Origin of the sequence: Microbispora sp. CL1-1, assembly GCF_012034195.1 — a bacterium.
In the GTDB taxonomy this organism is placed as follows: Bacteria; Actinomycetota; Actinomycetes; order Streptosporangiales; family Streptosporangiaceae; genus Microbispora.
Genome location: NZ_JAATEK010000049.1, coordinates 14,517 through 28,191, shown reverse-complemented (window position 1 = coordinate 28,191; position 13,675 = coordinate 14,517). Strand labels below are relative to the sequence as shown.

Here is a 13,675-nt window from a genome sequence, read left to right as displayed (position 1 = left end):
CGATCGTGCGGCCACCGAGGCGCACGACTGATCATGTCGATGTCCGGCGAGATCAGTGAAGGTGCGCGAAACCGGATCAAGGTCCGGGTCACGAGCTCGACGGCGCCCGCTCGCCCAGGTCCAAGGCGCTACCTGGGCGAGCGGTCGCCCGCCGTACGCGCATCACCCGGCTGACCCCTCGCTCAGGGTTTCACCAGAAGGCAGGTAAGAATGCCTCATGGCAGATCTTCTTTCTGGCGATCCCGAGTTCGATCGGATCAAGGCGGAGTTCCAGGCGACATCGCGAGAGCTCTCCGATGTCATGAACAGGATCGGAGAGGTGGTCGGCGAGGCGACGAGCCGGGACGAGAAGATCAGGGTGCGGGTGTCGGGCTCGGGGCAGTTGATCGGGCTTCGGATCGATCCCCGGGCCATGAGAACAGGCTCGCAGGAGCTGGCTGACACGATCATGGAAACGTCGCGGCGGGCGGTCGAGGACGCGGAGCGGAAGCTGCTCGAGGTGGCGCGCCCGTACTTCGGGGAAGAGCGCGCGCAGGAGGATCGCCGCCGCTTCACCTGATCCGCGGGATCAGGCTGCGGGTGCCGTGGACGATGAACTTCTGGTACATCTGGTCCTCCGTGAGCCCGGTCTCGCTGCCCGGCAGCGGGTTGTCGCCATGCTGCACGTCCAGGGTCATCGAGTACGCGGTCGAACCGGCCATGCGGGGGATGAACGAGCCGGTGTTCAGTTCGGCCCCGTTCGGCAAGGTGATGGGCGCGGCCAGCGACTTCAGGCCCGGGATATTCCGCATCACGGCCGCCGTCCCGTCGGCGACTCCGTTGAAGGCCACGTTCGCGACGAAGTTCTCACGGTAGGCGGTCGCGTTGTAGTCGAGCGATCGGACATCGGCGCCGGACATGTCGGTCTTGATGCCGGCCACAGTGTTGAACGCCAGCGGGATCGCCACCTCACCCACCGGATACAACAGGCTGTCCGTCACCCAGTACGCCAGGGTGGCGAGAGCCGGTAAAAGGAGGATCACCCACTTGTTCGAGAGTGAGATGAGCAGATTCGCCTGCTTCCGCATGATCGCCTGGTAGAGCTTCCAGGTGATCGGCTGGTAGGCGATGGTCCACATCATGACCATCGTCGAGTACGCGCAGTAGCATGCGATGAAGTAGTTGATCGTCTCGATGACCTCGGCGTAGGCCCGGCACGCGTTGGCCGCCTGCCGGACCTTGACAGAGGTCATGAGCACCGCCTTGCCGTAGTCGTCGTTCCAGAACCTCCGGAACGCCGCAGCCGCGTCGTCGGTGCTGGTTTGCCAGACTTTCTGGGCGGATTCGTGCGCCTGCTGGAAGTGCTTGTCGATCGCATCGGCGATCATGTCCAGTCGGTCGGCCGCCTCGCGGATCTTGTCGGGATCCCCGTCGAGGTATGAGACGCCGAACAGCGTCTCGGGCGAGAGCGCGCCGGACAGGCCTCCCGCCGCGCCGGCGGCGCCCATGGCGCCGAGGGTCACTTTCGCCGTGATTCCGAAGGCCATGGCTCAGTCGAGCTTCACAGACGTGGTGGGCGTGCTGATGTCGTCCGTGCGCTCGGCGTACTCCACCAGTTTCCGGATGGCCGCGTTCTTGTCCGCCATGCTCGCGTAGTCGGCCGCCTTGACGTTCGTACTCATCTGCCTGACGGACGAGCCGATCGCCTCGTACGACTTGCTCATGTTGGTCAGCGCCTCTGTCATGCTCTCGAGGGCGCTCTCGAAGCCGGGTTTCCCTTCCGCGCCACGGCGGAAGAGCCGAGCCGCTTCGTCACTGCCGAAATAGGGCAGCAGCGCGGCGAGCTCTTTCTGGAGAGGGGCGATCTCATCGAGGAGCTCCCCGCCCTGGCTGTAGATGGCCTGGCCACTCTCCTTCATGCTGGAGTGATCCATTTCCATCCCCTGGCCTGGCTGATCGGCGTCCACGCGTTCCTCCTCCAGTGTTTCTGTCTGAACAGGATCTACCTCCCTGGTTACCGCCAGATGTCCTATTCATTGAAAGTTGTGCACTGCCCCGGTTTTGATGGAGGCTCGATCAGAGGGGAAGATCGAGCTCAGGGCGTGGAAATCCTGCGCTGACCGCCGGAAATCTGCCGGAGAAAGGTGTGTCAGGTCGTCGCCGCGCCCTGGGCGACAAGGGCGACCACCCGCGCAACGTCTACCTGCCTGAGGACGCCGTCCTCCGGCGCGTCGACAGCCGGCTGTGCCAGGCGTCCGCGCCGCGGCGCCGGGGGCATCGTGTCGCCCATCCCTGGGCAAAGCAAAAGTGAGGGCCGAGGTGAATCTCAGCCCTCACATGATGAAAAGGTTCGTGTCCGAGGGGGGTCTGGAACCAAATCACTATGCGCGGATCGCTGCCGCTGACCTCTCCCTGGACGAGGAGGCCTGAGCAGCGATGGCCCCGAACTCCCTTGCGGTACGCCGCATCCAGCGTACGACGATCGCCGGTGTTTTCCTCCTGGCGGCGATCGCTGCGGTCGTCTCGTTCCGCCACATGCACGAGCTGTGCCTGCGTCACGGTGAGGATCGCCTGGCGGCGGTGCTCATCCCGATCGCCGTCGACGGCCTGATCGTCGTCGCCTCAATGTCCATCCTCTTGGCCAACCGGTCCGGCTTCCGTGGCGGCCTCCTGGCCTGGAGCCTGCTCGTGGTCGGCAGTCTGGCCAGCCTCGGAGCGAACGTCTCCATCGCGGAACCCAGCCTGATCGGCCGAATCATCGCCGCCTGGCCATCCCTGGCCTTGATAGGCAGCTACGAGCTCCTGATGTCCCAAATCCGCCGTTGTGCGGGAAGACAGGCACAAGTTGAAGATCTTCCTGCTCTCGACTCCGAGTCCGTCGCTGATCAAGACGCTGATCCTGCGGAGCAACAAGATGATCACGAGGAAGACGCCGCCTTGCCCGTTGGGATCAATGGGAACAGCCGGGTGCTTCAGAGAGAGGCCTGGCGGTGGGCCCAGCAGAAGCGCCAGGCCGACGGCGACTTTCCCAGCGGTATCGCGATCGCCCAGGCCTTCGCCCGCAGCCCCCGCTGGGGCCGCCTCGTCAAGAAGGCAGGTCTTGCTGGCGAGCTGAATTGACGTGAGCTGGACCGAGGTGCGCGGTCAGGGGGTGCATGACCGACCGGGCCGAGGAGCGCGGGTGGGTGCTCTCCTGTCGGAGGACTTGCCCCCAACAGGAGAGCGCAGCTACGCGGCCTTCTTGCTACGTGCGGGTTCGGCAGGGATACCGACAACCTCGACGGTCACACCATGCTCCCGCCCGAGCGTGTCGGCCATGCTCACGAGCGCGACCTGCGCGAACGGGTAGAGCGAATCGGGGGTCAGCTCCTTGCCCTTGAGGAGGATAGCCAGGACGATCTTGTTAGGAAGGAAGTCCTCCGGCACGGTCAGCCGGCCGCCGCTGAACTTCGCGACCTTGGCCCTGAACGCCGCGCGTGCCTCCGGCTGAAAGAACAGCGCCTGGGTCGAGACGAGGGCCTGGGTGAACTGATGGCTCAGCGGCTCAGAGCTGTCCGCCGCCTTGACGTGGACCAAGGTGTGCTTGTCGGTGAATCCGTCGCAAGCCTCGAATCCCCTACCCCGCCGATGCTGCGGCGTCCTGATGAACTTCCGGTCGAGGCACACGTACTTGTCCGACCCGAGGCGGTCCTGGACCCGGAGGTTGTAGTCCTTCTCCTCCTCCTCGCCGAGCCGCCACGGCGGCATCTCAAGCTCCGGCTTGTCCGTGATGAGCTCGTGCAGCCGCTGCCTGATCGACTCCACGTAAGTGGCGCCGCACTCATACCACTCGCCGTCACTGAGCTGGTAGATGCACGACCCGATCGACACCGTGGCCTCGATCCACCGGATGGCCTTGGCGCCGGCAATCCGTTCCTTGCCGTCACGGTCGGCGCACATCTCGACGCGCCCATCGCGCAGCGCGGTGACAGGGTCCAGGCAGTACTGCACCCTGCACCGGTACCGCAGGTCGTCGAGATCAAGGTCCTCCCTGACGATCGCGGTACTGCCGATCTTGATGCGGTACGAGCGCATCTCGTGACGCCGATCGGCAAGGTCGACCGGGACCACAACCTGAAGACGCAGGTCGCCGTGGCCACGAAGGCCGTCGCTCAACAGGGCATTGAGCCTGTCCCGCAGCTCACCAGGGGGCACGGGCTGGATCGCCTCGAGGCGCTTGAAGTCGGGCGGTACTTCCCGCTCGCTGATCTCGGTCAGCTGGCGCAGAAGGGCGAGGAACATCTTCGGATCCACGGGGATGGACAGGCGCAGGCCGTCCGCACCCTCGATGGAGACCGTCTTGCGATGGGAGAGACCGAGGTCAGACGCCCGGATCATTCCGCCGAGCCTCTTGACCAGTTCAGCATGATCGTGCAGGCCGATGCCGCCGATGGGGATGCCGCCGGGGACGAGGGTGGAGTCCTGCCGAGAGACACCACCAAGAGCCCGACGGACGACATCCCCGACTTCAAGAGGGTCGATGGCGCGCAGCGCGCAGCGAAGCCCGAAACCCGTCTCCTTGGCATCGCTGATCGACAGATATCCCTGCCCGAATCCGATGCCGTAGACGTGCTCGTCCACGCCGACGATGAGCACGGCTTCGGCGTCCTGCCTGTTGAGATCGAGCGGAATGCCGGTGAGCTGGGACAGGCTGGCGCACCAGCCGGTCTTGGTCGTCGGGAGCTGCCGGGAGTAGAGGAGCGCCGGGGCTCCGGCGATGTCGATCTGCACGACGTCGACTCCGGGTTCTGCGAGGCGGTCGACGGACGTGGCGTCGAACATCGCGTCTGCAGTCGGCGTAATGCCGGTGAGCCGGTACACGGTGGCAGGCAGGGTCGTGGGTGCCATCTGTTCCTCCACGGGGGTGGGGTAGCGGAAGCGGCTGGCCGCTTCCTGAGGGAGAGGTGCTTGCAGTTAGTATGACTGAAAGCACCGTTAGATAGTTCCCTCTTGGCAAACGAAGCTTCAAGTTGATACCGTCGGGACGGTTGCTTAGCGAGAGGGAGGTGCCGTGTCTCAGCCGTCCGTGCACGTAACCGCAGCTGAGATCGCACGTTTCGCCGGCGTCACGCGAGCGACTGTCAGTAACTGGCGGCGGCGCCACCCTGACTTCCCTGGCCCTGTTGCTGGTTCTGAAGCGAGCCCTCTCTACGACCTCACCGCCATACGCGCCTGGCTGAAGTCGCGCGGGCAGACGCCCACGGTCACGCCGATCGAGGAACTCCGGAACCTTCTGCGCCTGCGCATAGGCACGCCGGTCGCGACGCGGCTGCTCCCATTCGTGTACGCCACAGCCCGACTTGACTCAGCCGAGCAGGCCAAGCTGGCGAAACTGACCGACAACGACCTGGCCATCGCGGCGACCCGTGCAGTCACTGCTCACGCCGCCGATCTGCCCGTCACCCAGGGTGAAGACTTCGGCCCTGACGATGCTGAATTGCTGCGGGCCGTACTGAACGGCCTCCTTGCCGAAGGTGGTCAGGCGGTCCTCGACGTTTTGGCCGAGCGGGAACTGACAGACACCCACTCGATCGGCGCCTACCGCACCCCACAGCCGCTCGCCGATCTCATGGCACAGTTCCTCCATACCGACAACGGCTCTTACCCGGCAATAGTGTTCGATCCGGCCTGTGGCACCGGGAGCCTCCTGGAGGCGGCAGGCCGGCAAGGTGCGATTCGGCTCCTAGGCCAGGATCTGCTCGAGGTTCAAGCCCTACGTAGCGCTGTCCGCCTCAAGATCGCCCTGCCTGGCCGACACACGGTGATCCAAGCTGGGGACAGCATCCGCGCAGACGCTTTCGCTGACTTGCAAGCCGATGCAGTTCTGTGTAGCCCGCCTTTCGCTGATCGGGATCGGGGCCATGACACACTGATCTACGACCCACGCTGGACATATGGCGTGCCACCCCGCGGCGAGAGCGAGCTGGCCTGGGTACAGCATGCGCTGGCCCATCTGGCTCCAGGTGGGTATGCCGTACTGCTCCTGCCACCGGGGACGGGCTTCCGTTCCCCCGGAAGATCGATCCGGACTGAATTGCTCAAGGCGGGAGCATTGCGTGCGGTCATCGCCCTGCCGCCGGGCATCGTCGTCCCGCTGCACATTGGTCTCCACCTGTGGGTGCTACGCCGCCCCGACCAGAACCCGCCCACGGACTCGATCCTGATGATGGACCTGAGTCGCCAGTCGGACCGCCGTGAGACGATTGACTGGACCTCCCTAACCGATACGGTTCTTGCATCTTGGCGCTCCTATCTGGGTGACCCTGCACACTTTGAGCCCGTTCCTGAGTTGGCTCGGGCCGTGCCGGTGGTCGAGTTGTTCGGTGACAACGTCGACCTCACCCCCGTCCGGCATTTACACCGAACGAAGCTGGACCCCGCCGAGGCCTCTCGTCAGGCGCGTGCGCTGCTCGAGCAGCTTCATCGGAGCCTTGGCGATTTTTCGGCTGCGATAGATGCCCAGAGCTGGGCCGACAGCGAAACCGAGGGCAAGACATGGCGTACTGCCACTGTGAGTGATCTCGCTAAAGGCGGGATGCTCGTTGTCCGGCGCACGGTACGTGACACCTCTGACACTCCTCTATCAGAGGAACACCGCACCCGGCCCGTTCTCAGGAGCCGGGATGTCGCAACAAGCAGCCGCGCTACCGGCGTGGCTGACGAGGACCGAGCCGCGCCGCCGATTGTTGTAGAGACCGGTGATGTGCTACTGCCCAGGGTCGCCGCGCGTGAGCAGATAGCTTGCCGAGTCGCTGATGAGGATGATGCGGGCTGCCTGCTCGGACCCAACCTCACCGTGCTTCGCGTTGATCCGACCCGCATCGATCCGTGGTTCCTTGCCGGATTCCTGCTGTCCGAGGAGAACCTCGTCGCCGCCACAGGTTTGCGGCAGGACGTCTCTCTCGAACCCAGCAGACTCAAGGTGCCGCTGTTGCCGTTGCATGAACAACACAGGTACGGCAGAGCCTTTTACAACCTGAACTGGCTGGAACACGCTGCCCGTAAGGCCCGGAATCTGGCTTTTAACACTGCGCGGACGATCTCCGATGGCCTGACTCGGGGTGCGCTCGCGCCCCCGGACTCCTGATTTCGCAATCCGGTGGACACACTCGTGCGTCTCCAATAGGAACCAGACGTTGAAGAACACCCTCTGACAAGCAAAGAGAAGGACCCCTTGGACCTCGGCAAGCACTCTCAGCTGTCCAACCACGCCTGGGCCGTCGCCGACCTGCTGCGCGGTGACTTCAAACGGCACGAGTACGGCAACGTCATCCTGCCGTTCACGGTCCTGCGCCGCCTCGAATGCGTCCTGGAACCGACCCGAGACAAGGTCGCCGACGCTTACGAGGGCGGGGAGCGGCGGGAGTTCTTCCTGCGCCGGGCGTCCGGGCACAGCTTCTACAACACCAGCCGCTACACACTGAAGAAGATCGCCAGCGACCCTCAGCATGCCGCCGCCAACCTGGGCAAGTACGTGGCGGCTTTCTCCGAGAACGCCCGCGAGGTGCTGGAGAAGTACGACTTCGCCCAGCAGGTCAAGAAGCTCGACGAGGCGAAGCTCGTCTATCAGATCGTCGGCAAGTTCGCCGACCTCGACCTGCGGCCTGAGATGGTCGCAAACCAGCAGATGGGCTACGTCTTTGAGGACCTGATCCGGCGCTTCGCGGAAGCCTCCAACGAGACTGCTGGTGAGCACTTCACCCCGCGCGAGGTGATCGAGCTGATGGTGAATCTCCTCATCGCCCCCGACGCCGACCTGCTGCGCGAGAGCGGCGTCGTCCGCACCGTGCTCGACCCGGCATGTGGCACCGGCGGCATGCTCAGCGCCGCCGAGGAGCACATCACCGCCTTCAACCCTGGAGCCACGGTCAAGGTGTTCGGGCAGGAGCTCAACCCCGAATCGTGGGCGATCTGCCGATCCGATCTGATGATCAAGGGGCAGGACCCGGACAACATCGCCTTCGGCAATTCCTTCACTGATGACGGTCACCGGCGCGAGAAGTTCGACTACCTGCTCGCCAACCCGCCGTTCGGCGTTGAATGGAAGAAGATCAAGGACCAGATCGAGACCGAGCACAAGACCGAACCCGACGGCAAGTTCCGGGCCGGCCTGCCTCGCATCAACGACGGCTCGTTCCTGTTTCTGCAGCACATGATCTCGAAGATGAAGGCTCCCGCCGTCGGCGGCAGCCGCATCGCGATCGTCTTCAATGGCTCCCCGCTGTTCACCGGCGCGGCCGGCTCAGGTGAGTCGGAGATCCGCCGCTGGATCCTGGAGAACGACTGGCTGGAGGCGATCGTCGCGCTGCCGGACCAGCTCTTCTACAACACCGGGATTTCCACCTATTTCTGGATCCTCACCAACCGCAAGACCCCCGATCACCGCGGCAAGGTCGTCCTGCTGGACGCCCGGGACTACTGGCAGAAGATGCGCAAGTCCCTCGGCGACAAGCGCAAGGAGATCAGTAAGGACCACATCAAGGAGATCACCCGCCTGTACGGCGAAGCCCTCACAGTGGCCGACGACCCCGATCATCCGTTGCACAGCAAGGTCAGGGTTTTCCGCAACGAAGACTTCGGCTATCGCCGGATCACCGTCGAGCGCCCACTCAAGCTCCGCTTCGAACTCACCGAGGAGACCATCGAAGCGATCCGCAAGTCTGCCAAGCTCGACACTTACCTCGACGCCTGGAAGCTGGCCGATGCTCTACAGCCCCTCGTCGGGACCACGTGGGCGACGAAGGAGGAGGCATTTGGCGCCATCGAGAAGGCCGCGGTCGCGGTCGATCTGAAGTGGCCGGCCAAGGCGCCGTTCCTGGCGACACTGCGAGACCTCGTCGGCGTCCGCGACCCACAGGGCGAGGTCCAGTACAAGAAGAAGGACGTGATCGAGCCCGATCCGGAGTTGCGTGACTATGAGAACGTCCCGCTGGAGGAGGACGTCGAGGAGTACCTCAAGCGGGAGGTCCACCCGCATGTCCCCGATGCGTGGATCGATCATGACAAGACGAAGATCGGCTACGAGATCCCCTTCACCCGCCACTTCTACGTCTACACCCCTCCACGTCCGCTCGCTGAGATTGACGCTGAACTGAAGTCCCTCGAGGCCGAGATCCAGACTCTCCTCAGCGAGGTGACCGAATGAACTTCCCGAAATCTTGGGATATCCGTCGTTCCCGTTTCTGTGTTTCTTTGCGGGACGTGCGCGGAGAGGAAGCTCCCCTCGCGTCGGCAACAAAGGATGGCGTATTTCTCCGTGATGATCTGGAGATCTCGGTATGGAATCCGCTCTCGAATACCAGTAACTATAAGCTGGTAGAGTCAGATGATTTTGTAATCGGCTTGCGCTCATTCCAGCACGGAATTTCTCATTCTAAGGTCCGCGGAAACGTCAGTCCCGCATACACGGTCCTCCGCCCTGGGGCTGACGTCTACGCCGGGTACCTCAAGTACTACTTTAGGTCGAGCCTCCTTATCTCACAGCTCGCGAACATCACGCAGGGAATCCGTCAGGGGCAGGCGATCGACATTGAGGCCTTCCGTAATCTTCTCCTCCCAGTCCCTCCGTTGTGGGAGCAGCGGCGGATCGCGGACTTCCTCGACGCCGAGGCCACGCGTATCGACCGCTTGATAGAGCTACGGCAGCGACAATTAGTGATTCTCGCCGACCGCTATGCTTCTTCCATATCTGAGATCACCACTCCAGGGATTAGTGCATCCCGGGACCGGAACGCCAAGTGGCCGTGGCTTCCAGTTTCGCTCCAGACCGCGCGGCTCGGCTACTTGGCTCGGGTTCAGTCAGGCGTTACGGTGCACGAAGCGCGGGAACGGTCCGGCGAGGATGCTGAGTTCCCATACCTTCGGGTAGCCAACGTCCAGGGTGAGAGAATTGACCTCAGCGAGGTCAAGTCAATTACGATTCCTGTTTCTATGGCGAGGCGATCGATGCTACAGCCAGGCGACTTGGTTATGACGGAGGCGAACGGGAATCCAGACAATTTGGGGCGCGGAGCGGTTTGGCACGGAGAACTCCCCAACATGGTTCATCAGAACCATGTCTTTGCCATTCGCGTCAATCGAGAGTATCTGATTCCTGAATACGTTTCGGCTCTTCTTGCGGCGGCTCATGGGCGTCGATACTTCCGGTTCACAGCCACACAGGTCGGAATCGCGACGACCAGCAGTAGCAAAGTCTTGGATTTCCCTGTCCCCGTTCTATCGCTCGACGCCCAAAGGCATGTCGTTGCAGAGTGCGATCGAGTGCGGGCGAGCGTAGACCGCGCCAAGGCAGCGCTGATCCGGCAGGTGGATTTGCTTGCAGAACGCAAGCGGGCGCTGGTTACAGCGGCGGTGACGGGGCAGTTCGACGTAGCTTCGGCGAGTGGGCGTGGGGTGGGGGCGTGATGGGGGCGAATCACAAGGAGGAGGCGTTTCGGGAGGCGATTCTCGCGGGGATGCGCGAGCGGGGCTGGGAGGTCGGGCAGCCGTCGGACTACCGGGCCGACCTCGGCTTGGCTACCGATGAGCTGTTCACGTTCATCGGGGCCACACAGATCGACGCATGGAACGAGCTACTGGCGCTCTACGGCGATGACGCCGAGGCGGCCCAGCAGGGTTTTGTACGGCGGTTGAACCAGGCGATTGCTGCCGAGGGCGTCCTTGAGGTGTTTCGTAACGGGGTGAAGGATCGTGGGGTGCGGATCCGGCTGGCGTACTTCAAGCCGAACCTGGTCGAGTCCGACGATGTGCTGACCAACTACAGGGCGAACCGGCTGACGGTCATCCGGGAGGTCGCCTACGCGACGAAGAAGGCCGACCAGGGGCATCGGCTGGACTTGGTGCTGTTCGTCAACGGGATCCCGGTGGCCACGGCGGAGCTGAAGAATCCGCTGACCGGTCAGGGCGTGGAGCAGGCCAAGAAGCAGTACCGAGACGAGCGTGACCCGACCGAGCTGATCTTCACGCAGCGGGTGGTGGCGAATTTCGCGGTCGACCCGGATTTGGTGTTCGTCGCGCCGAAGCTGCGCGGCCGGAACACGCAGTTCCTGCCCTTCAACACCGGATCGGAGGGACCGGGCGAGTCCGGCGGCGCGGGGAACCCGGTGCCGGCCGAGCCGGGCAAATATCCGACCTCCTACCTGTGGGAGCAGGTGTGGGAGCGGGACAACTGGCTGGACCTGCTGGAGCGCTTCGTTCACCTGCACAAGGAGAAGAAGAGCACCGCCGGCTCGATCCTCTTCCCGCGGTTCCATCAGTGGGATGCGGTCAAGAAGCTGACCGCGCATGCCGTACGGCACGGAGCCGGGCAGAACTATCTGGTCATGCACTCGGCCGGGTCGGGCAAGTCGAACACGATCGCCTGGCTGGCGCACCGGCTGAGCGCCCTGCACACGTCCACCGACGTCCGGGAGCTCGACCCGGGCGCGGTCGCCCGAGGCCTCAAGCCCGGGGTGCCGGTCTTCGACAAGACCATCATCATCACCGACCGGCGGAACCTCGACGCCCAGCTGCGGGAGACCGTGGGGAGCTTCGAGCAGACCGCTGGGCTGGTCGTGAAGATCGACGAGAAGCGGGGGGCGAAGTCCACGCAGCTTGGCGCCGCGCTGTCGAGCGAGACCGGAAAGATCATCACGGTGACGCTGGCCACGTTCCCGGTGCTGGTGGAGTATCTGAAGGAGAACCCGACCGAGATCAAGGGGCGTACGTTCGCCATCATCGTGGACGAGGCGCACTCGTCCCAGTCAGGGGAGGCTGCCAAGGCGGTCCGGGCCGCGCTGCGGGATCTCGGCCTGGACGCCGAGGACGAGGAGGCGGGCGCCACCTCGGTCACGGCGGATACGGCCAAGACGGACACGACGGTCAAGGCGAAGCTGGAGCGCAGCGCCGCCGACCGTGGCAGGGCGGCCAACATCTCCTACTTCGCGTTCACCGCGACGCCGAAGGCGAAGACCCTGGAGCTGTTCGGCACCCCGGTCAAGGTCGGCGGCGAGCTGAAGTACAAGCCGTTCCACACGTACGCGATGCGGCAGGCGATCGAGGAGAAGTTCATCCTCGACCCGCTGCGTAACTACGTCACGTACGACACGTACTGGAAGCTCGTCAACAACAACCCCGACGACCGAGAGGTCGAGAAGTCCAAGGCCAGCCCAATGCTGGCCAAGTATGCCCTCACCCACGACGCGACCGTCGCCCAGCAGGCAACCGTCATCGTCGAGCACTTCCTCGCGCACACGCGTCGCCGGATGGGCGGGCGAGCCAAGGCGATGGTGGTCACCGCTTCCCGGCTGAGCGCGGTGCTGATGTCGCGCGCCATCAAGGAGGAGTTGGAGATCCGGAAGGCCGGCGTCGGGGTGCTCGTGGCCTTCTCTGGCACCCTTGACCTCGGTGATGAGAAGGACATCACCGAGGTCAAGGAGAACGGTGGCCTGTCTGAGGACGCTCTGCCCAAGGCGTTCGCCTACACGCGGGCCGACGACAAGGCGGTGAAGGCCGGCGGCAAGGGGCGTCCGGAGTACCGAATCTTGGTCGTCGCGGAGAAGTATCAGACTGGCTTCGATGAGCCGCTGCTCACGACGATGTACGTCAACAAGAAGCTGTCGGGCATCGCCGCCGTACAGACCCTGTCCCGGCTGAACAGAACCGCCGAACGCCAAGGCAAGTCACAGACGGACCTGGCCGTCATCGACTTCGTCAACGACGCGGAGCAGATCAAGGAGTCGTTCCGGCCGTACTTCGAAGAGGCCATGACGTTGCCGTCCGACCCCAACCTGCTCTACACGGCGCAGAGCAAGGTGATGTCGGCTGAGCTGCTGTACCGGCAGGAGATGCTGGCATTCGCCGCGGCGCTGCTGGAGGCCGACGAGGTGAAGCTCTCTGCTGAGAAGCTGCACGCAGAGCTCTACCGGTTGCTCGCCCCGGCGGTCGGCCGATTCAAGGATCTGCTCGACAGCGACGACGAGCACGACCGCGCCCACGCGGAGACCTTCCGGAGCGACCTGGACGGCTACGTCAGCAAGTACGGCTTCCTCTCCCAGGTCATTCCGTACCGGGATGTCGACCTGGAGCTGCTGTACGTGTACGGCCGCTATCTGCTGGCTCGTCTGCCTCACGGGGCCAAGGGCGACGTGGACCTCGGCGAAGTCGACCTCACCCATGTGCGGACCGAGCAGACCGGTGTGCACGATCTTCGTCTCACTCCGGAAGGCGCAGCTGACCTCAAGGGGTTCGGTGACGGATCTGGTCAGGCCAAGGATGAGGAAAAGTCTCTTTTGTCGGATCTGATCGAGCGATTCAATCAGAAGTTCGGCACGGACTTTACCGAACAGGACCTTATTGTCCCATTCAACGAAGCCGTTGCCGACCCGAAGGTGCGGCAGGCCGCGGTCGCCAATGTCGACCCCGAGAACTTCGGCCATGTCTTTAACGACATCTTCGAAGGTAAGGTCGCCGACCACGTCGACAACCTGCGCACCCTGGGGGACAAGTTCTTCGACAAGGATCCGACTTTCCGCGAGGCCCTTACCAAGACGGCGCGCCGGGCAGCGTGGCGTCTGATCCGTGCGCAGGAAGGGCTTGACGACGTGGCCTGATTTTGGCGTATCGCCCTCGCTGGACAGTCTTGATCCGCTTAGAGCACACTGCTGATGGAGGGTGTCCA

The 13,675-nt window shown here is 63.8% G+C and carries 9 protein-coding genes; 6 read left to right on the top strand and 3 right to left on the bottom strand.

What is annotated here, in order from left to right; translation table 11 throughout:
* Positions 1-217: 217 nt before the first annotated feature.
* On the top strand, positions 218-559 hold the full coding sequence (locus HCK04_RS35170; RefSeq protein ID WP_142651670.1) for a YbaB/EbfC family nucleoid-associated protein: 342 nt from the start codon (positions 218-220) through the stop codon (positions 557-559).
* Here the strand turns inward: HCK04_RS35170 and HCK04_RS35165 are convergent.
* Together HCK04_RS35165 and HCK04_RS35160 are read right to left on the bottom strand one after the other, a co-directional pair.
* Positions 552-1,487 (bottom strand): hypothetical protein, encoded by a 936-nt coding sequence (locus HCK04_RS35165; RefSeq protein ID WP_142651669.1) that lies wholly within the window; start codon positions 1,485-1,487, stop codon positions 552-554. The two genes, HCK04_RS35170 and HCK04_RS35165, sit on opposite strands and share 8 nt — an antisense overlap.
* 42 nt (positions 1,488-1,529) lie before the next feature.
* Positions 1,530-1,946: a hypothetical protein gene (locus HCK04_RS35160; RefSeq protein ID WP_142651668.1), complete on the bottom strand. Its 417-nt coding sequence runs from the start codon at positions 1,944-1,946 to the stop codon at positions 1,530-1,532.
* 469 nt (positions 1,947-2,415) lie between these two features.
* Between HCK04_RS35160 and HCK04_RS35155 the strand changes: the two genes are divergently transcribed.
* Entirely contained in the window at positions 2,416-3,099 is a 684-nt protein-coding gene (locus HCK04_RS35155; RefSeq protein ID WP_142651667.1) for a DUF2637 domain-containing protein, read from the top strand.
* 108 nt (positions 3,100-3,207) lie between these two features.
* Here the strand turns inward: HCK04_RS35155 and HCK04_RS35150 are convergent, their stop codons facing one another.
* Positions 3,208-4,866 (bottom strand): DUF6119 family protein, encoded by a 1,659-nt coding sequence (locus tag HCK04_RS35150; protein ID WP_142651666.1) that lies wholly within the window; start codon positions 4,864-4,866, stop codon positions 3,208-3,210.
* Positions 4,867-5,029: 163 nt separating this feature from the next.
* Between HCK04_RS35150 and HCK04_RS35145 the strand changes: the two genes are divergently transcribed.
* The 4 genes from HCK04_RS35145 (at position 5,030) to HCK04_RS35130 (ending at position 13,607) form a co-directional block, all read left to right on the top strand.
* Positions 5,030-7,105: an N-6 DNA methylase gene (locus HCK04_RS35145; protein WP_142651665.1), complete on the top strand. Its 2,076-nt coding sequence runs from the start codon at positions 5,030-5,032 to the stop codon at positions 7,103-7,105.
* An 87-nt stretch (positions 7,106-7,192) separates the two neighbouring features.
* Entirely contained in the window at positions 7,193-9,163 is a 1,971-nt protein-coding gene (locus tag HCK04_RS35140; RefSeq protein WP_142651664.1) for a class I SAM-dependent DNA methyltransferase, read from the top strand.
* Complete coding sequence (locus HCK04_RS35135; protein WP_142651663.1) at positions 9,160-10,422, top strand: hypothetical protein; 1,263 nt, start codon at positions 9,160-9,162, stop codon at positions 10,420-10,422. Before HCK04_RS35140 ends, HCK04_RS35135 begins: the two co-directional genes overlap by 4 nt.
* Positions 10,422-13,607, top strand: coding sequence for a type I restriction endonuclease (locus HCK04_RS35130; protein ID WP_142651693.1), 3,186 nt, complete (start codon positions 10,422-10,424; stop codon positions 13,605-13,607). The genes HCK04_RS35135 and HCK04_RS35130 overlap by 1 nt, the downstream gene beginning before the upstream one ends.
* The last annotated feature ends 68 nt before the right edge of the window (positions 13,608-13,675 follow it).